Source organism: Aestuariivirga sp. (assembly GCF_047600585.1).
GTDB lineage: Bacteria > Pseudomonadota > Alphaproteobacteria > Rhizobiales > Aestuariivirgaceae > Aestuariivirga.
On the sequence record NZ_JASGKP010000001.1, the window covers coordinates 732,946 to 753,053 of the forward strand.

Here is a 20,108-nt window from a genome sequence, read left to right on the forward strand (position 1 = left end):
ATCTGTAAGGATGGAGCAACATGACAGATCAAAAACCGGCGGTGCGCCCGGCAAACGCACATTTTTCTTCCGGCCCCTGCGCGAAGTTCCCGGGCTGGACCCCTGACAAACTCAAGAATGCACTGACGGGCCGCTCCCATCGCTCCGGCGAAGGCAAGAAGCGCCTGAAGCGCGCCATCGACCTCACCCGTGAGGTCCTGCAGGTTCCCGCCGATTACAAGATCGGCATCGTTCCCGCCTCCGATACAGGCGCCGTCGAAATGGCCATGTGGTCGCTCCTCGGCCAGCGCGGCGTCGACATGCTCGCCTGGGAAAGCTTCGGCGAGGGCTGGGTTTCCGACGTCGTGAAGCAGCTGAAACTGCCGGACGTGCGCAAGATGATCGCGCCCTATGGCGAATTGCCCGATCTCTCCAAGGTCGATTTCAGCCGCGACGTCGTCTTCACCTGGAACGGCACCACCTCCGGCGTGCGCGTGCCGGATGCCAACTGGATTCCGGCGAACCGCGAGGGCCTCACCATTTGCGACGCCACGTCCTCCGCCTTCGCGCAGGACATGGATTTCGCCAAGCTCGATGTCGTCACCTTCTCCTGGCAGAAGGTGCTGGGCGGGGAGGGCGCACACGGCGTCATCATCCTGAGCCCCCGCGCCGTGGCGCGGCTTGAAAGCTATTCGCCGCCGTGGCCCATGCCGAAGATCTTCCGCATGACCTCCGGTGGCAAGCTGATCGCCGGCATCTTCGAAGGCGAGACCATCAACACGCCCTCCATGCTCTGCGTCGAAGACTATGTCGTCTCGCTGGAATGGGCGCAGTCGGTGGGCGGCCTCAAGGGCCTGCGCGCCCGTGCTGACGCCAACGCTGCCGTCATCGCCCGCTGGATCGAGCAGCGGCCCTTCGCGCATCACCTCGCCAAGCGCGCCGAGACGCGGTCCAACACCTCTGTCTGCCTCACGCTGGATGGCAGCGAAGAGCTTCCCAAGAAAATGGTGAAGCTGCTGGAGGCCGAGAAGGCCGCCTACGATATCGGCGGCTATCGCGATGCACCTCCGGGCCTTCGCATCTGGTGTGGCGCCACGGTCGAAACGTCCGACCTTGAAGCCCTGCTGCCGTGGCTCGACTGGGCCTATGCCCAGGCCTCCGCCGCCTGACCGATCACTACGGCAGGCCGTTCGCGCCCGCCCTTCTTTCCCTCATTTCAAACGATCACTGGAACAAACCCATGACCGCACCCCGCGTACTCGTTTCCGACAAGCTCTCCGAAGCCGCCGTGAAGATCTTCAAGGATCGCGGCATCGACGTCGATTATCTGCCCGACCTCGGCAAGGACAAGGATGCGCTTCTTGAGGCCATCACGAAGTATGACGGCCTCGCCATCCGCTCCGCCACCAAGGTGACGCCGAAGATCATCGCCGCCGCCACCAAGCTGAAGGTGATCGGCCGTGCCGGCATCGGCGTGGACAACGTCGATATTCCCGCCGCCAGCCAGCGCGGCATCGTGGTCATGAACACGCCCTTCGGCAACGCCATCACCACGGCGGAACACGCAATCTCGATGATGATGGCGCTCGCACGCCAGATTCCGGAAGCGAACGCCTCCACCCATGCCGGCAAGTGGGAAAAGAACCGCTTCATGGGCGTGGAACTCTACAACAAGACGCTGGGCGTGATCGGCTGCGGCAACATCGGCTCGATCGTGGCCGACCGCGCCATCGGCCTCAAGATGAAGGTCATCGCCTTCGATCCGTTCCTGTCTCCCGAACGTGCGCTCGATCTCGGCGTGGAGAAGGTCGAGCTGGACGACATCTTCCGCCGCTCCGACTTCATCACGCTGCACACGCCACTCACCGACAAGACCCGCAACATCGTCAATGCCGAGGCGCTGGCCAAGTGCAAGAAGGGCGTGCGCATCATCAACTGCGCCCGTGGCGGATTGGTGAACGAGGATGCGCTGCTTGAGGCGATCAAGAGCAAGCATGTGGCAGGTGCGGCACTTGACGTGTTTGAAGTCGAGCCTGCCACCACCCATCCGCTCTTCGGCATGGAGAATGTGGTGGCCACGCCGCACCTGGGCGCTTCCACCAATGAAGCGCAGGAGAACGTGGCGCTTCAGGTGGCCGAGCAGATGGCCGATTTCCTGATCACCGGAGCGGTGACCAACGCCCTCAACATGCCGTCCATTTCCGCTGACGAGGCGCCGCGCCTTCGCCCCTATGTGGAACTGGCGAACAAGCTTGGCAGCTTCGTGGGCCAGCTCACCGATGCGGCCATCACCGATGTGGTGATCGAGTTTGCGGGCGACGTGGGCGAGATGAACACGCGCGCGCTCACTTCCGCCGCACTCGCCGGCGTGCTGCAGGCGCAGCTCGGCACGGTCAACATGGTGTCGGCACCGATTGCCGCCAAGGAGCGCGGCATCAAGGTGGACGAGGTGAGGCAGTCGCAGCGCGGCGCCTATGGCACCTACATCCGCATCACGGTGAAGACCGGCGTCTATGAGCGCTCGGTTGCGGGCACGGTCTTCTCCGATGGCAAGCCGCGCATCATCCAGATCAAGGGCATCGAGCTTGAATCCGATTTCGGCCCGCGCATGCTCTACGTCACCAACACCGACAAGCCGGGCTTCATCGGCGCACTGGGCACCATCTTCGGCACCAATGGCGTGAACATCGCCTCGTTCCACCTAGGCCGCACGGCGCCGGGCGGGGATGCCATCTGCCTCGTTGAGGTCGATGGCGAAGTCACGGAGTCGCTGCTCAAGGCGGTGACGGCCATCCCGCAGGTGCGCCAGGCGAAGCCGCTGGCGTTTTGAAGCACTCCAACCCAAGCGACACACCCTCCAACTACTCTCCATGCCCGGCCTTAAGCCGGGCATCCATTTTTCGTGTGGGAGATAACTGGATGGCCGGGTCAAGCCCGGCCATGGAGAGAGATGTGATGCTGAAGGGACGTCGCGTTACTGCGCCGGAGCAGGCGGCGGAGCCATGCCCGCCATGGCCGATAGGTCGATGCCGTTCACCAGAAGCTTGCCCGGCTGGGTGAGGTCGATGGCCCACACGGTGGTGCCGTCAGCATCGGCCTTGCCAAAGCCCTTGAAGGCGACGAGACCACCCATGGCCTGCTGCGCCGTCGGATCGGTGGCGGCAGCCGCCTGAACCTTGGCGATCACATCATCGAGGCCCTTCATCTTGATGGTGGCGGTGCCGGTCGGCAGCCCCATGAAGTTCACGTTGAAGGCGCCCTCATAGGTGAGGCTGTAGGTGGGCGAGGTGAACTCGCCGTCGGCCAGCGTGATCTTCATGCTGTTGTTGGGCGCAAAGGCCGCCATGTAGGCCATTTCCGAACCTGCGGGAATGACGGGGTCCTTCGAGAGATCGGCCTGGGTCAGGAACAGTTTCACCGGGCTTTCGAGATCAACGCCGTCGAGGGTGAAATCGATCTTCATGGTGCTGGGGATCAGGCCTTCCGTCCAGGGCGGCGAGATGCCGGGCGGCAGGGCGAAACCGGTGACGCCGAAGGCTTCACGCAGGCGGCCTTCCTTGCTGGCGCCGCTCAGGCCGACTGAAACATTGGCTGCGGGCAACGCGAAATTGCCGATGCCGGTGGTCACGGCCATGTTGTTCATCGCCGATGAGGACTTCGAGCGATTCCCACAGCGGCAGGGCAGCGAGGATCTTGTCCTTGAGCTGCTGCTGGTCCTTGATGATCAGGTCCTTCGAGGGATGCTCCACGAACCAGGCGAGAAGATCGAGAATGGCCTTGGAGCGCAGGCCCTTGGCGGTTGCGGTGGAATCCGTCTTGCCGGCATTGATGGTGTAGGCGAGCGGCTGGCCGCCCGGCATGTCGGTGCTCGAGGTCGAGACGACATTCGAGACGCTGATGTTGCTGGTGGCATCTACGGAGCCGTCGGGGCGCGGCGTGGCCGTGCTGTTTCCGCTCCAGGTGTCATAGACCGAAGACGCGGTCGTCTTTGCCTTGGTGGTGGGATCGGTCATCACCTGATTGATCGACATGTTCTTGATCGAATAGGTGCTGGAGAGGAACGACGCCGAGGCTTCGTCGAACACGCCGGTCCAATCCTGCTCGGCGACCTTCGCGGTCACGGTGGAGAAGCCTTCCGCATCCCAACCGAAATTGAACGAGCCTTTCTGCGCCACATCCCACTGTCCGTTGCCCTTGGGGCGAATGGTGAGAACGACGGGATCGACATTCACCTTCACGCCGGGCGTCTGGATCTTGGCGATGTAGGGCGCGGCGTCCAGCGTCACGATGTAGTCGTCGCCCTTCGGCTCGACCTTCACCACGCCCGGCTCCTTGCCGAGATAGGCCTGAAGGCTGGTCGTGATGCGGGCTGCTTCTTCATCCGTGGCCGCGGCAAGCGCGGCGCTGCTGGCAGTGGCGAGAAGAAGGGAAGCGGCGAGAATCCGGCGAATTGTCATGTGTGATCTTTCTGTGGGGACCCCAGGGGCGCAAATGACCAATTCCGGGCGTGGGCGTCAACCGCCGAATTGCGTAAATTTTTGCCTGTTAACGCCGTCACTTAACCGCCACCGGATACCTTGCCTCAGCCATGCCTGCGCCATTGTTCCGCCATGCGCCACGTCTGAGACTGCGCCTCCAGATGGGGTAATCTGGAGAACGTCACATGCGCCTGGCACTTTCAAGCCTGTTCCTTGCCACCACTTTCCTTGTTCCTGCCTCGGCCGCCGACTTTGCGGCGTCTTCCCACATCGATCATGTCACGGTTTATCCGCAGGGCGCGGACGTGACGCGCATCGCCGATGTGGCGTTGCCGGCGGGTGAGCACCGCATCATCCTCGCCGATCTGCCGGCGAGTGTTGATCCGCGCTCGATCCGCGTCGAAGGGGAGGGAACATCTGCCCTCGAGATCGCTTCGGTTGATACCAAGAGCCAGTATATCGACCAGGCGGCGCGCGATGCGGAGCGCAAGGCCATCGAGAAGCAGATTGCACAATTGAGCGACGAGCGCGGCTCTCTCGACCAGCTCATCTCGGATTCAAACCAGCAGCGCACCTTCCTGCTCGGACTTGCCGACAAGCAGATCGTGCCGCAGTCCACAACGGAAACGGTGAAGGGCATCGACGTGACACAGTTGGGCGGCCTGCTTGACCTCGTCAGCACCCGCCTCGCGGCCTTGGCAAAGACTGCGCAGGACGCGCAGCTTCGCCAGCGGGCGATCGACGAGCAGGTGGGCGAACTCAACGTCAAGCTCAACGCGCTGTCGCCAGCCGATTCCTATCGCACCGAGACCGTGATCAACGTCGCCGCGCAGAGCGAGATGAAGGGCAGCCTCCGGATCAGCTACCGCCTGCAGGAAGCGGGCTGGGCGCCATATTATGATGCGCGCATTACCACCTCCGAAACGGCGCCGGCCAAGGTGGAACTGGTGCGCCGAGCCGAGGTGACGCAATACACCTCCGAGAACTGGGACAATGTCTCGCTGACACTTTCCACCACGCGCCCCACGGGCAGCACTGCTGCTCCGGACCTCACGGAAGAGGAAGTGGCCCAACTGCAGGAATACGAAGCAGCTCTCCGCAATCAGGCTGCTGCGCCGGCGCCGTCAACCGAGTCCGAGGCGGTGGCCGATGAGATGGGCGCCGTGGGTGGCGCAGTTGCAAAGCCGAAACTGGAAGCGAAAAAGGATGTCCTCCAGCGCCAGGCGGTGATCGAGCTCAGCGGTTATCAGGCGAGCTTCGTCATTCCCGGCCGCGTCTCGGTCGACAATACCGGCCAGGCCAAGAAGGTCCGCATCACCGGCGACACGCAGGAGGCGAAGCTCCTTGTCGAAACCGTTCCGATGCTCGATCCCAATGCCTATCTCACCGCCTCCTTCAGCGTGAAGGGTGAAGGTCCGCTGCTTCCCGGCCTCGCCAATCTCTACCGCGACGGCGTCTATGTGGGGCAGGGCAGCCTGCCGCTCCTTGCCAGCGGCGAGGACGCCACGCTGGGCTTCGGCGCCGACGACATGGTCAAGGTCGAGCGCAAGGAAGTGAAGAAGTCGGTGGGCGAACAGGGCCTGCTCACCTCGTCGAACGTGGAGGAGCGTGCATGGGACATCACTGTCAAGAACCTGCACAAGGGCAAGATGGCGGTGCGCGTGCTGGACCGGAAGCCGTTCTCGTCTTCTGACAAGATCGAAGTCGAAACCCTTGCCGGCATGACACCGCCCACCGAGAAGGATTACAAGAAGCGCCGCGGCGTGATGGCGTGGAGCTTCGATGCCGCGCCAGGGTCCGAGACCCTGGTGAAGACCGGCTACCGCATCACCTGGCCGCAGGACATGAAAATCGGTCAGGCTGAGTGACCTACTGAGCGATAAAATCCAAGAGCCCTTTCCGTGATACACGCGGGAAGGGTTTTTTCTTGACCCATGCGCAACCTGTCGCGCCGTCGCTGCTGACTTCAGTGTTGCGCGCGCGCCGGATTGGAGTCAATCTTTCTCCACGGGAAGCCGCCAGCGGCGATGACTTCCATCCATGCCGCACTCGGCCCCCTCTGCTGAAACCATACGTCATGGGAGGCTTGCATCATGGTTCATCAAAATGGCAGACGAGAACAGGGCCCGCGACTGATCGCCATCGTCGGGCCCTATCAGAGTGGCAAGACCACGCTCCTCGAAGCGATGATGTTCCGCACGGGATCCATCACCCGGCAAGGCAAGTCGGGCGATCATTCGCTTGCGGGCGATGCCAGCCCTGAAGCACGTGCCCATGCGATGGGCGTCGAACTGAACGTGGCAGGCACCACCTTCATGGACGATCATTTCACCTTCATCGATTGCCCAGGCTCCATCGAGTTCGCGGAAGAAGCGCGCGCCGTGCTCTCGGCTTGTGACGCTGCGATCGTGGTCTGCGATGCGGATGCCAAGAAGGCGCCGGCTCTGCAATTGATCCTGCGGCAGCTTGATGACGTTGGATTGCCCCGCATCATCTTCCTCAACAAGATCGACCGGGCCGAAGCCTCGCCGCGCGATGTGCTGGCCTGGATGCAGCCGGCCAGCGCCAAGCCGCTGGTTCTGCGGCAGTTGCCGATCTGGAAGAATAATGTCGTCTCCGGCTACGTCGATCTCGCTCTTGAGCGCGCCTATGTCTATCGCGAACTGGCGGAAAGCCAGGTTGTCGAGATGACGGCTGATCTTGCGGCACTCGAGAAGCAGGAGCGTTTCGCCCTTCTCGAAAGCCTTGCCGACCATGACGATGAACTCATGGAACAGCTGCTCGCCGACATGGAGCCGCCCAAGGACCGTGTCTTCGCCGATCTCTCGCGTGATGTGGCCGAAGGCCATGTCACGCCGGTGTTGTTCGGTTCGGCTGAACACGGGAACGGCATCGGCCGCCTGCTGAAGTCGCTGCGCCATGACGTGCGGAGTGTCTCTGCCGTGGCGGAACGTCTTGGTGCCAACTCCGGAACAGTCGCGCAGGTGCTGAAGACGCAGTACACCGCCCAGGGTGGCAAGCTCTCGATCGTCCGCGTGCTGTGCGGTGACCTGCCGGATGGCGCAACGCTGTATGGCGGCAAGGGGCAGGAAAGCCGCATCGCCGGTGTCTTCGCCTTCGCTGGCACGTCCCAGAGCAAGATCGCAAAGGCTAGTGCTGGTCAGACCATCGCACTCGGCCGGCTCGAAGGCATTGCCACGGGCGAAACCGTCTCGACCGCGAAGGGGTCGACGCCGCAGCTTGCGCCGCTTGAGCGTTCGAATGGTGTCTATGGCTTTGCCATATCGGTGGCTGACCGCAAGGATGAGGTGAAGCTCACGGGCGCGGTTCACCGGCTGATCGAGGAAGACCCTTCGCTGGCGCTCACCCATGATCATGACACGGGCGAGATGGTGTTGTGGGGGCAGGGTGAAATGCACCTGCGCGTGGCGATCGAGAAGCTTGCCAGCAAGTTCGGGGTGCATGCCCAGTCACGCCCGCGCCGCATTGCCTACAAGGAGACGATCCGCAAGTCGGTGCAGATCCGCGGCCGCCACAAGAAGCAGTCGGGCGGTCACGGCCAGTACGGCGACGTGGTGGTGGAGATCAAGCCGCTGCCGCGCGGCGGAGGCTTCACCTTCACCGACACGATCACCGGCGGCGTGGTGCCGAAGCAGTACATTCCTGCCGTCGAGTCCGGCATCCGCGAGTGGATGGGCCACGGGCCTCTCGGTTTCCCCGTGGTGGACTTCACCGTGAACCTCTCGGAAGGGTCGTATCATGACGTCGACAGTTCCGAAATGGCGTTCAAGACAGCGGCGCGCATCGCAATGTCCGAAGGCATGCCGCAGTGTTCGCCGGTGTTGCTCGAACCGGTTCTTGCCGTGGACATTCATTGTCCCAATGAAGCCACGCCGCGCGTGAACCAGATCGTCACGGGGCATCGCGGCCAGCTTCTGGGCTTTGACGGCCGCGACGGCTGGAACGGCTGGGATACGGTGAAGGCGATGATGCCGGAAGCCGAAATCGCCTCGTTGATCATCGAGTTGCGCTCCGCCACGGCGGGCGTGGGCACCTTTACGACCCGCTTTGATCACATGGCGGAACTGACAGGCCGTGCTGCTGACTTGGTTGTGGCCTCGACCAAGGCGGCGGCATAAGGCGGGGAGCGGGGGCAGGCGGGGGTGCCGCCTGCCTCATTCCCTCTTCATTGCCTGCCCGGGTGACATCCAGAAGGGCGGCAGCCATGCCGGTATGCTGCTGAACGGCAGGATCTCCGGCTTCAATGCGATGCCGATCTCGCGGGCCATGTAGGTGCGACGCGCCGTGATGCGGGCCCAGGCCTCCGGATACATTTTTGCAAAAGCACTGCGGAGCTCGTCATCGGCGAGCGCGATGCCATCCTCGATGTTGCTCATGAAATAGTCCGTGCCCGTTGCGGGGATGATGTCGCACTGAAGCGCCATGCCGGAGCGCAGCCGCTGGGTGCTGTTCTTCTTCATGGGCGAATGCACCCATTCGTCGAGGTGAATGAGGTGACCGGGATTGAGGCCGATGCCGAAGAAGGGATCGGCCAGGCGTGACATCACGGCGTCGTAGACAGTGCCGCCTGCAACACCCACGCCCACGGCATCATACCATGATGCGGCGGCTGCGAAGTAGGGCGCCACCAGCTTCTCCACGTAGTCGCTGATCCTGGCTGGCAGCTGGCTCGCATTCTCCACCATGAATCCTGCCCGGCAATTAAGTGCGCCCATCAGGCCGAAACCGACGACGATGGGGTCTCCCATCTCGATCTTGCGGCTGGAGGGGCTCGGCAGGCCGTATTTGGCGCGCGGGCCTGCGCACATGTTGATGTGAACGGATTGCGGGAAGCCATCGAGTGCCATGTTCTGGATGGCCTGGTATTCGCTCATGCCGGGCCGCGCGGCGAGGATGAAGCGGCGGATGCCGTTCGACGTGCGGGTTGCCGCGGCTTCGAAGCAGGCGAGCTGTTCCACTTCATTGATGGCGCGAAGCCCGTGTTCGGGATGCATGAAGAGCAGTGCCGCATTGCTGACCTCGCCAAACTCCTGCAACGCGCGCACGAGATAGTGCGGTGCCTCGATCCAGTCGGGATCGAAGACGCCATCCTCGGTTTCGAAACCCTTCCATCCGGCGAGGCCGATCGTCATGCCCTTGCGGAGACCTGCGGCGCGAAGTTCGTCGGCAAGCGGGCGCATCTTGTCGCGTGGCTGGCCCATCAGGCTCAGGGGTTGCCACAGTACCCGGTCGAACCCACCGTTTGCACATTCGGCATAGGGGTAACCTTCGTTACCCGCGAAGAGCACAGGTTTGCGACCGGGTGTCACCACCAGCAGCGCTTCCTCGAAGCGGGGATCATAACCTGTGGCCCAGGCGATGTTGGCGGCATGTTCGCGGTCGCCATAGATCACCACCGCGTCGAGGCCGTTCTCTTCCATGCGGCTCAGCAGACGCTTCATGCGTCCTGCGAAGACTGCAGGGGGCAGTACGGGCTCGAAAACGGGGTCGCCGAACTCCGGCACGGCAACCTCTGCAAGTCTGACATCTGCCATTGAACCCTCCCCTGAGAGGGCCACATTAACCGGGCGTTTACCCTAATGCAAAGTTGCGGCCTGAAAACCCGCTGCAACGCCCCGTTGACCCGCCGTAGTTAACATCTTGCTTATGGAACATCCGCAAGAGTGAAACGATCACTAGGGGAGTTCCATGCGCAATTTTGTGGGTTGGCGCTATATCATCGCAATCGCCCTGCCGCTGCTGCTGGCATCGCTGGGGGTGATTTCGATGACGACCGACCTGTTGAACCAGGTCGCAGGGAACGCGGACCGTGCCGGAGAGGAACGGAACCGCGAAATCGCCGTGCGTCTGCTCAAGAATGCCGAGGCCGATCTTGTCCGCATCACCAGCCAGAACGCGCGCTGGGATGAAGCTGCGGCCCGCATCTATCCCGAAATCGATGCCCAGTGGCTGCGCTCCACCTGGGGCAGCATCAATTCCATCGGCCATTCCTATGACCGTGTCGTGGTGTTTGACCAGGCGACGGGGCAGGTGCTGGCCTCGGCCGGGGGCGGCACGGGTGCCACGCCCGATCTCAAGGCCTATCTCGGCGGCATCTTCGATGCGCTGTCTTCGGGCTTCGATGGCTCCGACCTCGCGCCACCCGTGTCTTCCTTTGCCGAAACCCAGGATGGCCCCGCCATCATCGCCGTTGCCCCCGTGATGAGGACAGCCACAGCCAGGCAGGCACCTCTCCGCTATGTCGCCTTCGTGCGCATGCTCGACGGCAAGTTCTTCTCCACCATGCAGTCCGACAAGCTGGTGCGCGAGCTTCACTCCGTTCCCGCCGGCATGGCACAGGACCATGGTCTCGTCGTCAACAGCATCACTGGCGCGCCCGCCTTCGGACTGGTGTGGAGCGGCGCCAGCCTCGGTGCGGAAGCCACGTCCTATGCCCGCCAGAAGGCCAGCCTCATCGTCGGCTTCCTGCTGCTGGTGATGACCGGCATCGGCTTCGTCTGCTGGCGGCTCATCCAGACGCTCGCCAGCAATGAAGAGCGCGCCATTCATCAGGCGCTGCACGACAACCTCACCGAACTTCCGAACCGCGCCGCCCTCGTCGAGGCGCTGCGCAGCCTGCGGGCGGCGGGAACGCCCTATGTCATCGCCTATGCCGATCTGGACGGTTTCAAGGAGGTGAACGACAGCTACGGGCATCAGGTGGGTGACAGGCTGTTGCGCGCCGTGGGCGCCGGCATTGTCCGCCTCGCCGCCAGCGCCAGCATGGCGAGCCGCATGGGTGGCGATGAATTCGTCGTTTTGTTTGAAGGCGAGTCCGCGACCTTTGATGCGGCCAAGTTCAGTGACCTGCTTCTGCACTTCCTCGCCAAGCCCTTCGATATCGATGGCCGCGTCGCCTATGTGGGGGCGAGCATCGGCATTGCCGAGTTGCAGGCGAGCGATGCGGACGAACACGAGATTCTCCGCCGCGCCGATGTCGCCATGTACAAGGCGAAGCTCGAGGGCAAGAACCGCAAGCGTGTCTATGACGAGAGCTTCGACGTGGAGCGGGCAGACTCCCAGGCCATCGCCACAGAACTGCGTTCGATCATCCGCAACCGCGCACTCGATATTGCATTCCAGCCCGTCATCTCGGCGAAGGACATGCGCATCTCGGGTGTCGAGGCGCTGGCGCGCTGGCCCCGCTTCTCGAAGCGGTCTGTGGAACCCACGCGCTTCATCACGGTTGCCGAGTCCGCAGGCCTGATCGACGAGCTGGGCGAACTGATGCTGGATCATGCCTGCACCGCCGCCAAGGATTGGCCGGGCCTCCGCATCTCCGTCAACATTTCCGCAGTTCAGCTCAACAATCCGCGCTTCGTCGAACGGGCCCTCGCGATCATCGAGTCGCGCGGCATCGCACCCCGGCGCGTGGAATTTGAAATCACCGAGACGTCTCTCATCCGCGATGCCGACCGTGCCAAGATCGTGTTCAAGGAGCTGCAGCGCCACGGCATCAAGATCGCGCTCGATGACTTCGGCACGGGCTTCTCGTCCATCGGTTACCTGCGCACGTTCAACTTCGACCGCATCAAGATCGACAAGTCGATCATCAGCAAGGTGCTCTCCAATCCGGGCGAACTTGCCATCGTGCAGGGCACGCTTCTGGTGGCGCGCGGACTGTCTGCCGAAGTGACGGCGGAGGGCGTGGAGAAGCAGGAAGAGGTGGCCGTCCTCAAGCTCGCAGGCTGCACCGAATTGCAGGGTCACCACTTCCACCAGGCCATGGAAGCCTCTGCCTTCACCAAGCTCCTCAACACCCAGCGCGAACGCGAAGCCGAGCGCAAGCTCGCCTGATCCCGGTGACATCCGCGCAATAAAAAGGCCGGTCAACAAACCGGCCTGTGATCAATCTGATCGAAGTTGTCTCCCGGCATGTGCAGGGGATCGGACGCGGCCACTGGGGAGGTGTGCGGCGCCGGACAGAGGAACTACACCGCAGTCTTTTTGCTGCAGCAATCGGGGGCAGGGCATCGCTGCCATGAGCTTCCTGCATGTTGCTGCGGATTTTCCAGCACGATCAAGGGTTCGGTTTTCGTCGGGCCCGCGCTAAGAGGGCGGCATGACTTTGGACTATCTGCTGGCACTCACGACCTTCTGCCTCGTCACGTCCCTCACGCCGGGGCCGAACAACATCATGCTGATGGCGTCGGGCATCAACTACGGCGTGCGCCGCACGCTGCCCCATGCGGCCGGCATTCTCGTGGGCTGGCCGCTGATGGTGCTGCTGGTCGCGCTGGGTCTTGGCCGCATCTTCGAGACCGTGCCTGCCGCCTACACGGTGCTGAAGATTCTGAGCAGCCTCTACATCCTCTGGCTCGCGTGGCGCATCGCCACTGCCCGGCCCGCTGAGGAGGGTGCAGTCAAGGCCGGAGCGCCGATGACCTTCCTGGGGGCAGCCGCCTTCCAGTGGGTGAACGGCAAGGCCTGGTTCATGGCGGTCTCGTCGATCGCCGCCTTCACGCTTGCCGGCAACTATGCTGCAAGCGTGGCCGCGATCGTCATCTGTTTTGCGACCACCGGCATTGTCAGTTCAACAAGCTGGACGCTGTTCGGTGCCGGGCTGCGGCGCGTGCTTACCGATCCGCGCTACTTCCGCTGGATCAATATCTTTCTGGCGTTGACGCTTGTTGCGTCACTCTGGCCGATGCTGGCCCACTGAGCTCCATTACAGCGCGGCGATTTCCTCAGCCTTCTTCACCAGCACTTCCGCCTGGCGGATGGAGGCGTAGTCGATGAGGCGGCCATCGAGCGACACCGCGCCCTTGCCCTGCGCTTCCGCCTCCTTCATTGCGGCGATGATGCGGCGGGCCTGCGCCACATCCTTCTCCGAGGGCGAGAACACCTCGTTGCCGAGCGCAATCTGTGAGGGGTGGATGGCCCACTTGCCTTCGCAGCCGAGCACGGCGGCGCGTCGTGCGGCAGAGCGGTATCCATCTGCATCGGAGAAATTCCCGAACGGTCCATCGACGGCGCGGAGGCCGTTGGCGCGGGCCGCAACGACCATGCGGGAAATGGCGTAGTGCCACATGTCGCCCCAGTGGGTGTCGCGCTGGCCTGCTTCGTTGGCGTCGGTGAGCACGGCGTAATCCGGATTGGCACCGCCGATCGAGGTGGTGCGGGCGCGGGTCGAGGCGGCGTAGTCGGCAACGCCGAAATGCAGCGATTCATTGCGGGGGCTTGCCGCTGAAATCTCGTGGATGTTCTGCATGCCCAGTGCTGTCTCGATGATGAGCTCGAAACCGATCCGCTTCTTCCGGCCCTTGGCGGCTTCGATCTGGGTCACCAGCATGTCCACGGCGTAGACATCGGCTGCCGTGCCGACCTTCGGGATCATGATCAGGTCCAGCCGGTCCGAGGCCTGTTCGAGGACGTCCACCACATCGCGGTACATGTAATGCGTGTCGAGGCCGTTGATGCGCACCGCGAGCGCCTTGCGCCCCCAGTCGACGTCGCCGATCGCCTGGATGATGTTCTTGCGGGCCTGCGCCTTGTCGTCGGGGGCAACCGCGTCCTCGAGGTCGAGGAAGATCACGTCGGCTGCGGATTTTGCCGCCTTTTCAAAGAGCTTGGGATTGGAGCCGGGAACGGCAAGTTCGCTGCGGTTCAGACGGTTGGGGGCGAGGGTGATGGTATTGAACGACATGGCGGAAACCTAGCAGCTTTTCGCACCTGCGAAATAGTCTGAAAGTCAGAGGCCGGGACTTTGCTTTTTGCGTAGGAGAAGTAACCTCAGCCCAGGAGACCCCCCATGCGCCCCATCGTTCCTGCTGCCCTCATGGCCCTTGCCATCCTGTCTGCCGTTCCCGCCCAGGCCGATGGCTACGCCTCGCTGGCGGGGTCGGAATGGGGCGAGGGGGCAGACGCCGATGCTGCCGACGTGATGGTGAAGTTCGAGCCGGGCAACAAGGTCTGGGGCAGGCTCGGCTGCAACCGCTTCACCGGCACCTACACGCAGGATGGCGATGATCTTCGCTTCGGAACCTTCGCGACGACGCGCATGGCCTGCCCGGAGCCGCAGATGAAAACCGAGAAGCGCGTGGGTGATGCGCTGATGGCGGCGCGCAAGGTGGACTTCAGCCCGTCGAAGCTGGTGCTTCAGGACAGCAGCGGCAAAGAGGTGCTGACGCTGGAACGGCGCAACGGGAAGTGAGGGCTGACCGTTCTCTTCGTCATTCCATGCGCGCATCGCATGTGACGCAAGGTCTCTAGAAGCTCCACTCCTTCGCCTTCGAGACGAGGAAGTCACGGAAGGCGGTGACGCGCTTCGTTTCCTTCAGTTCTTCCGGATAGACGAAGTAGGTGTCGTATTCCGGCGTGTCGATGGGAAGATCGATCTGCACGAGGTTCATGTCGGGCGCCACCAGATAGTCGGCGAGGATGGCGATGCCGGCACCTGCCTGCGCCGCACGGCGGAGGCCATAGGCGCTGTTGACGCGGAGCGCCACCGGGCGCGGTTCGCCTTCCGGGCGGCCCGCCGTCTGCAGCATCGTGAGATTGTTCAGATAGGTGGCGGACGTGCCGAAGATCAGGATCTTGTGCTTGTCGAGATCCTCGGCGGACTTCGGAATGCCATGCTTCTTGAGGTAATCGACCGAGGCATAGACGTGGTGATGCACGGTGAAGAGCTTGCGCTGGATCAGGTCGGGCTGCGTGGGCCGGCGCAGGCGGATCGCCACATCGGCCTCCCGCATGGAGAGGTCGAGCTCCTGGTCTTCGAGGAGAAGCTGCACCTGGATGTCGGGATAGAGTTCCATGAACTCGCGGATGCGTGGCGTGAGCCAGATCGAGCCCAGGCCCACCGTCGTCGTGATCCGCAGTTCGCCTGAGGGCTTTTCCTTCGAGTCCATCAGGCGCGTCTTCGCTGCGGCGAGCTTGGTAAAGACGTCATGCGCTGTGCGGTAGAGCACCTCGCCCTGTTCGGTGAGGATGAGGCCGCGGGCGTGGCGATGGAAGAGCGGCACGTTCAAGTCTTCCTCGAGCGCGCTGATCTGCCGGCTCACGGCGGACTGCGAGAGATTCAGTTCATGGCCGGCGTGGGTGAAACTGCCGGCGTCGGCCACGGCATGAAAGATGCGGAGCTTGTCCCAATCCATTGTTTACTCCGCCGCCTGCCGGTGGCTGGCGTTCTGCGCATGAAGATAGCGTTCGGCCTCGAGGGCGGCCATGCAGCCCATGCCTGCGGCCGTCACCGCCTGGCGATAGACGTCGTCGGTCACGTCGCCCGCCGCAAAGACGCCGGGAATATCGGTCTGCGTCGACCACGGCTTGGTGATGAGATAGCCGCCGTTCTTGAAGGGAAGCTGGCCCACGAAAAGTTCGGTCGCAGGCTTGTGGCCGATGGCGATGAAGACGCCATCCACGTCCTGCACTTCGATAGCGCCGGTCTTGATGTTGCGAAGGCGGACCGAGGTCACGCCCTTTGGATCTTCGGTGCCCAGCACTTCATCGAGGGTCGTGTCCCACTTCACCTTGATCTTGGGGTGGTTGAACAGGCGCTCCTGCAGGATGCGCTCGGCCTTGAACTCGTTGCGGCGGTGAACCACCGTCACTTCGCTCGCAAAGTTGGTGAGGAAGAGAGCTTCCTCCACTGCGGTGTTGCCGCCGCCCACCACCAGCACCTTCCTGTTGCGGTAGAAGAAGCCGTCGCAGGTGGCGCAGGCGGAGACGCCGAAGCCCTGGAAAGTGTGTTCGCTCGGCAGGCCCAGCCACTTCGCCTGCGCGCCGGTGGCGATGATCAGCGCATCGCAGGTGTATTCGGCTCCGGAATCGCCCTTGAGCCAGACCGGCTTCGCGGCAAGCTTTACCTCGACGATGGTGTCCGAGATGACCTCGGTGCCCATGTGCTCGGCCTGCGCCTTCATTTCTTCCATCAGCCACGGGCCCTGGATGGCCTTGGAGAAGCCGGGATAGTTCTCGACGTCGGTGGTGATGGTGAGCTGACCGCCCGGCTGGATGCCTTGCACGATCACCGGCTTCAGCATGGCGCGCGCGGCATAAATCGCGGCGGTGTAGCCCGCAGGGCCAGAGCCGAGGATCAATACCGGTACGTGTCGGGTCGCCATGATGAAATCCCGTGCAATTGAGATGAAATGTGTCAGGTATGAAAAATTAGCATAGCTCAAATCCCGACCCCTGCAAGGGGGCCTGTGGATGCATCTCGCGCTGAGGTTGCAAGAGGATTGCAATACATTCATTCCGGCGATTTGCAGGTTAACCCAAGATGAACGGCCCATTCAGCGCCGGTTCCGGGGCGGGGTCCCATAACAGGGTCAAGTTCAACGATGACCCGGAGACCTCAAATGACCCGCCCCCGCCACCTGATCATGTCCGCGGCCCTTGCCGTGGCGTTCTTGTCGGCCGGTGCCTTCGCCCAGGACCCGGCGCCTGTGAAGGGTTCTGCCACGGTGGTTCACGTCACTGTCATCACCAAGACCGAGACACCGGATTTCGCCTCTTGATGGGGGCGAAATGCAGCGGGGCAGGGAGGGGCCAACGCCCCCTCGGTTCCTCTCTACCCGCTGTACTTCCTTATTCAACGGACACAATGCCATGCGCCGCCTGATTGCCATCCTGATCCTCACCACCGCCACCACGGTATCCGCCGAGGCATCCGTCCGGAGCTTCTCGCAGCCGATGGTCAGCGGGTCTGCGGTTTCGGATTGCCTTGCCGATGGCCGGAGCTGCGGCAAGCCTGCCGCCGATCTCTTCTGCAAGAAGGAAGGCTATGCCGAAGCCATTCTCTTTGCGCGTGATCGCGTGGCCAAGGCTTCGGCGCTCGATGGCGACCGCCGCTGCGAAGGCGAGTCGTGCGAAGCCTTCACCCGCATCAAGTGCTATTCGCCCGCCGATGGCGACCAGGCGAGTGCCGAATAAGACTCAGGGCATCTCGTTCCGCGCCCAGACAGGCGCGATCTTCGGGTGGCGGCCTACTGCTTCGTACAGCTTCTTCAGATTCGGCTTGGCCTTGAGAAGTCCTGGCAGGTCATCCGACCAGGACACCAGCATCGCGGTATAGATGTCCGCCGCGGTCATGGTGTTGCCGGTGATGAAGGGGCCCTTGCCCATCTCCTGATCGAGAATGGCGTAGTCCCGCGCAAGGTCCTGCGAGGCCTTGGCCTTGATCGCGGCCGCGTGGGCAGGATCGGTTGAGTAGCGCGCGGGATAGTAGAGCCGCAGGTCCGTCGCGTAGATGGTCGCTGCGCCATAGGTCAGCCAGCGCAGGTATTGCGCCCGTTCAGGCGTTCCGGGCTTGGGCGCAAGCCCCGCCTCCGGGTGACAATCAGCGACATGGATCATCATGGCGGCGCTTTCCGTCATGATGCTGCCATCGGGCAACTGCAAGGATGGCACTTCTCCGCGCGGATTGATGGCGAGGTACCAACCCGGTGCCGAACCATCGTCAGTCTTCGGAACATCCTGGATCTCGTGAGGGACCGAAAGGACCGCGAAGAGAGCTTCAACGGCAACGGAGCCGGCGCCGGGGCGGGAATAAAGTTTGTATTTGGACGTGTCCTGCATGCGGCGGTCGTAAACCGGTGTGCGGTGCACGGCAAGTGGCTTGCGCTCCGGTGCATGCAGATTCAATATCGCACGAGGTCGTGGGCGGCGACTCAGCGGGATCGACTCAGGGGAATCACACATGTCGTTCTGGAAATCGATTGCGTTCGCGGGCGCAGTGTTCGCCCTCGCAGGTCAGGCTCAGGCGGAAAAGTGCCCGGCGGAAGGTTTCGTCGTCAGCGCCGGAAATGCCTTTCTCTCGGCGGCGCGCGCCGGCTCTCCGCAGGCCTTTACCAGTGCAGCAAGCCGTTATGCCGATCTGCGCTCCATCGCCATGTTTGCGCTGGGGCCACACCGCAAGCTTCTCAGCAAGGGCCAGGAAGCCCAATACGTTTCACTGGCAAAGGCCTACATGGGCCGCTTCATGGCGAAGCATGCCTCGCAGTTTGCCGATTCCGGCCTCAAGGTGGTGAGCTGTTCAGGCAATACGGTCAATGCCAGCACCGCCGGCGGCAAGCGTCTCATCTTTCGCGTCTCCGGTGGCAAAGGTGGCTATCGCGTGACGGATGTGAATGCATCTTCCGTCTGGCTGGCCGGGCAGATGCGCAGCACCTTCGTCAGCGTGATCAACCGCAATCACGGCGACATCAACGCCCTCATCGCCTACCTGCAGTGATCATTTCACCGCGAGGATGAAAAGCCGCGGGAAGGGGAACAGCACGAGCCCGTCGTCCATCTCCGGATAGTGTTGCCGGAGCGCTTTCTTGTAGTCCGCGAGATAGGCTTCCCTCTCGGCCGGGGACAGTGGATCGAGGAAAGGCCGGAGACCCGTCGACGACAGCATGTCGATGATGCCTTGCTGGCCCTTCAGAAGGTGGTGATAGGACGTGCGCCAGATATCGAGCCGCGAACAGAGCGGCCGCAGGATCTGGTGATAGCCCTGGGGCGAGAGCAGTGGCGAGCGGGCCTTCACGGCATTGGCGAGCTTCACCGCATAGGCAGGCTTGATCGCCGTCTTTGCCATCTCGACGTGGCTCGGCTCCCGCAAGTTGTCGGGCATCTGCACGGCGAGCGTTGCACCCGCCTTCAGGGCTTCCAGAATGCGCGCGAGATGACGCGAGTGTTCCGGCACCCACTGGAAGAGGGCGTTCGAGAAAACCACATCCGCTTCGGGACTGGGCGACCAGAGGCTGGCATCGCCGACGCTGAACTTGGCCTTGGGCACGGCCTTCTTGGCCTTGTCGATCATGGCGTGCGAGGCATCGAGGCCGGTGAGCTTCGCCATGGGAAAAGCGTCTGCGAGGAAGCCCGTGGAGTTGCCCGGACCACAGCCCACATCATGGATCAGTTTTGGCGACCGGTTGGGCAGGCGCGCAATCAGATCGAGCGCCGGCCTTGCCCGCTCGTCGGCGAAGGCGAGGTATTGCGCCGGGTTCCAGTCGCTCATCAATAGACCTCGCACTTGGCATCCGGGATGGGCGCCAGGAGAAATGCGCCGTCGTCGGATCTCGAAAGGTCGATGGCGTCGGGCGCCACTTCCTCGGCGGCATAATTGGCGGGGTTCATCATCAGCTTGCTCTGGCGCAGCAGCAGCTTCCCACCCGGACGCTCCTCGATGGTGAAGCTGCCTGAGTCCCATTCCGGTTCGCAACGCACCACATTTCCCTTGGCCGTGCAGGTGGCGAAGGTGGCGTAGTCGAAGGTGCCATTCTCGATCCTCTTCCTGAGATTGATGCCGAGGTTGGCGACAAGCCGCCCATCATCTTCGCGGCTGGCGGAGAGGCGGACGGCCACGGCCTGCTGCTTCGGGTGGCTCTTGAGATGGGCCTCGTCGTAGCGACGCTCCCAGCAAGTGGTGGCCTTTCCCGGGGCGAGCCGCTCTTCCAGCGCATTGGCATGGGCAGCGGCCGGAAGAATGGTCAATGCGAGAGCGATCCCCAGCTTGCGCATGCGTGCCTCCTGTTTTCGGGCAGGCTCAGTCTAGGGCAGGGGACGGACGCTGGCAAAGTGCTCTCCCTTCGGCGTTTTCAACAGGTTGCGGGGGATTTCCGGGGTGGTTCGAAGCTGCTTGGAATCGTGGGGGGCTTCCTG

19 protein-coding genes are annotated in these 20,108 nt (G+C 62.9%); 10 read left to right on the top strand and 9 right to left on the bottom strand.

Going from position 1 to position 20,108, the window contains the following annotated elements:
• Positions 1-20: 20 nt before the first annotated feature.
• Together QM801_RS03395 and serA are read left to right on the top strand one after the other, a co-directional pair.
• Entirely contained in the window at positions 21-1,148 is a 1,128-nt protein-coding gene (locus tag QM801_RS03395) for a phosphoserine transaminase (protein ID WP_415017804.1), read from the top strand.
• Positions 1,149-1,219: 71 nt separating this feature from the next.
• Positions 1,220-2,809, top strand: a complete 1,590-nt coding sequence (serA, locus tag QM801_RS03400) for a phosphoglycerate dehydrogenase (RefSeq protein ID WP_415017805.1) — start codon at positions 1,220-1,222, stop codon at positions 2,807-2,809.
• Between the two features lie 144 nt (positions 2,810-2,953).
• Here the strand turns inward: serA and QM801_RS03405 are convergent, their stop codons facing one another.
• Positions 2,954-3,613 carry a DUF2125 domain-containing protein gene (locus tag QM801_RS03405; RefSeq protein WP_415017806.1) on the bottom strand — a complete coding sequence of 220 codons (660 nt, stop codon included), beginning with the start codon at positions 3,611-3,613 and terminating at the stop codon, positions 2,954-2,956.
• Complete coding sequence (locus QM801_RS03410) at positions 3,519-4,436, bottom strand: hypothetical protein (protein ID WP_415017807.1); 918 nt, start codon at positions 4,434-4,436, stop codon at positions 3,519-3,521. Before QM801_RS03410 ends, QM801_RS03405 begins: the two co-directional genes overlap by 95 nt.
• A gap of 206 nt (positions 4,437-4,642) precedes the next feature.
• On the opposite strand from QM801_RS03410, the gene QM801_RS03415 reads away from it, so the two are divergent.
• Together QM801_RS03415 and QM801_RS03420 are read left to right on the top strand one after the other, a co-directional pair.
• Positions 4,643-6,325 carry a mucoidy inhibitor MuiA family protein gene (locus tag QM801_RS03415; protein ID WP_415017808.1) on the top strand — a complete coding sequence of 561 codons (1,683 nt, stop codon included), beginning with the start codon at positions 4,643-4,645 and terminating at the stop codon, positions 6,323-6,325.
• Between the two features lie 225 nt (positions 6,326-6,550).
• Positions 6,551-8,596, top strand: a complete 2,046-nt coding sequence (locus QM801_RS03420) for an elongation factor G (RefSeq protein WP_415017809.1) — start codon at positions 6,551-6,553, stop codon at positions 8,594-8,596.
• Between the two features lie 36 nt (positions 8,597-8,632).
• On the opposite strand, the gene QM801_RS03425 is transcribed toward QM801_RS03420, so the two are convergent.
• Positions 8,633-10,012: an aminopeptidase P family N-terminal domain-containing protein gene (locus QM801_RS03425; protein ID WP_415017810.1), complete on the bottom strand. Its 1,380-nt coding sequence runs from the start codon at positions 10,010-10,012 to the stop codon at positions 8,633-8,635.
• Positions 10,013-10,166: 154 nt separating this feature from the next.
• On the opposite strand from QM801_RS03425, the gene QM801_RS03430 reads away from it, so the two are divergent.
• Positions 10,167-12,314, top strand: coding sequence for a putative bifunctional diguanylate cyclase/phosphodiesterase (locus QM801_RS03430; protein WP_415017811.1), 2,148 nt, complete (start codon positions 10,167-10,169; stop codon positions 12,312-12,314).
• A gap of 265 nt (positions 12,315-12,579) precedes the next feature.
• Positions 12,580-13,179 carry a LysE family translocator gene (locus QM801_RS03435; RefSeq protein ID WP_415017812.1) on the top strand — a complete coding sequence of 200 codons (600 nt, stop codon included), beginning with the start codon at positions 12,580-12,582 and terminating at the stop codon, positions 13,177-13,179.
• A gap of 6 nt (positions 13,180-13,185) precedes the next feature.
• Here the strand turns inward: QM801_RS03435 and QM801_RS03440 are convergent, their stop codons facing one another.
• A complete protein-coding gene (locus QM801_RS03440) occupies positions 13,186-14,163 on the bottom strand; it encodes an HpcH/HpaI aldolase/citrate lyase family protein (protein WP_415017813.1) in 978 nt (325 codons plus the stop codon).
• 105 nt (positions 14,164-14,268) lie between these two features.
• On the opposite strand from QM801_RS03440, the gene QM801_RS03445 reads away from it, so the two are divergent.
• Positions 14,269-14,670, top strand: a complete 402-nt coding sequence (locus tag QM801_RS03445; protein ID WP_415017814.1) for an META domain-containing protein — start codon at positions 14,269-14,271, stop codon at positions 14,668-14,670.
• 55 nt (positions 14,671-14,725) lie between these two features.
• Here QM801_RS03445 and QM801_RS03450 read toward each other — a convergent pair whose 3' ends face one another.
• Both QM801_RS03450 and trxB read right to left on the bottom strand, forming a co-directional pair.
• A complete protein-coding gene (locus tag QM801_RS03450) occupies positions 14,726-15,613 on the bottom strand; it encodes a LysR family transcriptional regulator (RefSeq protein ID WP_415017815.1) in 888 nt (295 codons plus the stop codon).
• A gap of 3 nt (positions 15,614-15,616) precedes the next feature.
• Positions 15,617-16,585, bottom strand: coding sequence for a thioredoxin-disulfide reductase (gene trxB / locus QM801_RS03455; protein ID WP_415020886.1), 969 nt, complete (start codon positions 16,583-16,585; stop codon positions 15,617-15,619).
• A gap of 234 nt (positions 16,586-16,819) precedes the next feature.
• Here trxB and QM801_RS03460 point away from each other — a divergent pair, with 234 nt between their 5' ends.
• Both QM801_RS03460 and QM801_RS03465 read left to right on the top strand, forming a co-directional pair.
• Entirely contained in the window at positions 16,820-16,978 is a 159-nt protein-coding gene (locus QM801_RS03460; protein WP_415017816.1) for a hypothetical protein, read from the top strand.
• 91 nt (positions 16,979-17,069) lie between these two features.
• Positions 17,070-17,393: a hypothetical protein gene (locus QM801_RS03465; RefSeq protein ID WP_415017817.1), complete on the top strand. Its 324-nt coding sequence runs from the start codon at positions 17,070-17,072 to the stop codon at positions 17,391-17,393.
• Between the two features lie 3 nt (positions 17,394-17,396).
• On the opposite strand, the gene QM801_RS03470 is transcribed toward QM801_RS03465, so the two are convergent.
• On the bottom strand, positions 17,397-18,068 hold the full coding sequence (locus tag QM801_RS03470) for a glutathione S-transferase family protein (RefSeq protein ID WP_415017818.1): 672 nt from the start codon (positions 18,066-18,068) through the stop codon (positions 17,397-17,399).
• A gap of 91 nt (positions 18,069-18,159) precedes the next feature.
• On the opposite strand from QM801_RS03470, the gene QM801_RS03475 reads away from it, so the two are divergent.
• Entirely contained in the window at positions 18,160-18,693 is a 534-nt protein-coding gene (locus tag QM801_RS03475) for an ABC transporter substrate-binding protein (RefSeq protein WP_415017819.1), read from the top strand.
• On the opposite strand, the gene tam is transcribed toward QM801_RS03475, so the two are convergent.
• Both tam and QM801_RS03485 read right to left on the bottom strand, forming a co-directional pair.
• Positions 18,694-19,464, bottom strand: coding sequence for a trans-aconitate 2-methyltransferase (gene tam, locus QM801_RS03480; protein ID WP_415017820.1), 771 nt, complete (start codon positions 19,462-19,464; stop codon positions 18,694-18,696).
• Positions 19,464-19,967 carry a hypothetical protein gene (locus QM801_RS03485; RefSeq protein ID WP_415017821.1) on the bottom strand — a complete coding sequence of 168 codons (504 nt, stop codon included), beginning with the start codon at positions 19,965-19,967 and terminating at the stop codon, positions 19,464-19,466. The genes tam and QM801_RS03485 overlap by 1 nt, the downstream gene beginning before the upstream one ends.
• Positions 19,968-20,108: the final 141 nt, after the last annotated feature.

Bases quoted from the DNA above. Each gene is read 5' to 3' on its own strand.
- QM801_RS03465 (WP_415017817.1), top strand. From the start codon at position 17,070: ATGCGCCGCCTGATTGCCATCCTGATCCTCACCACCGCCACCACGGTA.
- QM801_RS03430 (WP_415017811.1), top strand. From the start codon at position 10,167: ATGCGCAATTTTGTGGGTTGGCGCTATATCATCGCAATCGCCCTGCCG.
- QM801_RS03460 (WP_415017816.1), top strand. From the start codon at position 16,820: ATGACCCGCCCCCGCCACCTGATCATGTCCGCGGCCCTTGCCGTGGCG.
- QM801_RS03450 (WP_415017815.1), bottom strand. From the start codon at position 15,613: ATGGATTGGGACAAGCTCCGCATCTTTCATGCCGTGGCCGACGCCGGC.
- QM801_RS03405 (WP_415017806.1), bottom strand. From the start codon at position 3,613: ATGGCCGTGACCACCGGCATCGGCAATTTCGCGTTGCCCGCAGCCAAT.
- QM801_RS03415 (WP_415017808.1), top strand. From the start codon at position 4,643: ATGCGCCTGGCACTTTCAAGCCTGTTCCTTGCCACCACTTTCCTTGTT.
- QM801_RS03445 (WP_415017814.1), top strand. From the start codon at position 14,269: ATGCGCCCCATCGTTCCTGCTGCCCTCATGGCCCTTGCCATCCTGTCT.
- QM801_RS03395 (WP_415017804.1), top strand. From the start codon at position 21: ATGACAGATCAAAAACCGGCGGTGCGCCCGGCAAACGCACATTTTTCT.
- serA (WP_415017805.1), top strand. From the start codon at position 1,220: ATGACCGCACCCCGCGTACTCGTTTCCGACAAGCTCTCCGAAGCCGCC.
- QM801_RS03420 (WP_415017809.1), top strand. From the start codon at position 6,551: ATGGTTCATCAAAATGGCAGACGAGAACAGGGCCCGCGACTGATCGCC.
- tam (WP_415017820.1), bottom strand. From the start codon at position 19,464: ATGAGCGACTGGAACCCGGCGCAATACCTCGCCTTCGCCGACGAGCGG.
- QM801_RS03425 (WP_415017810.1), bottom strand. From the start codon at position 10,012: ATGGCAGATGTCAGACTTGCAGAGGTTGCCGTGCCGGAGTTCGGCGAC.
- QM801_RS03440 (WP_415017813.1), bottom strand. From the start codon at position 14,163: ATGTCGTTCAATACCATCACCCTCGCCCCCAACCGTCTGAACCGCAGC.
- QM801_RS03475 (WP_415017819.1), top strand. From the start codon at position 18,160: ATGTCGTTCTGGAAATCGATTGCGTTCGCGGGCGCAGTGTTCGCCCTC.
- QM801_RS03485 (WP_415017821.1), bottom strand. From the start codon at position 19,967: ATGCGCAAGCTGGGGATCGCTCTCGCATTGACCATTCTTCCGGCCGCT.
- QM801_RS03410 (WP_415017807.1), bottom strand. From the start codon at position 4,436: ATGACAATTCGCCGGATTCTCGCCGCTTCCCTTCTTCTCGCCACTGCC.
- QM801_RS03435 (WP_415017812.1), top strand. From the start codon at position 12,580: ATGACTTTGGACTATCTGCTGGCACTCACGACCTTCTGCCTCGTCACG.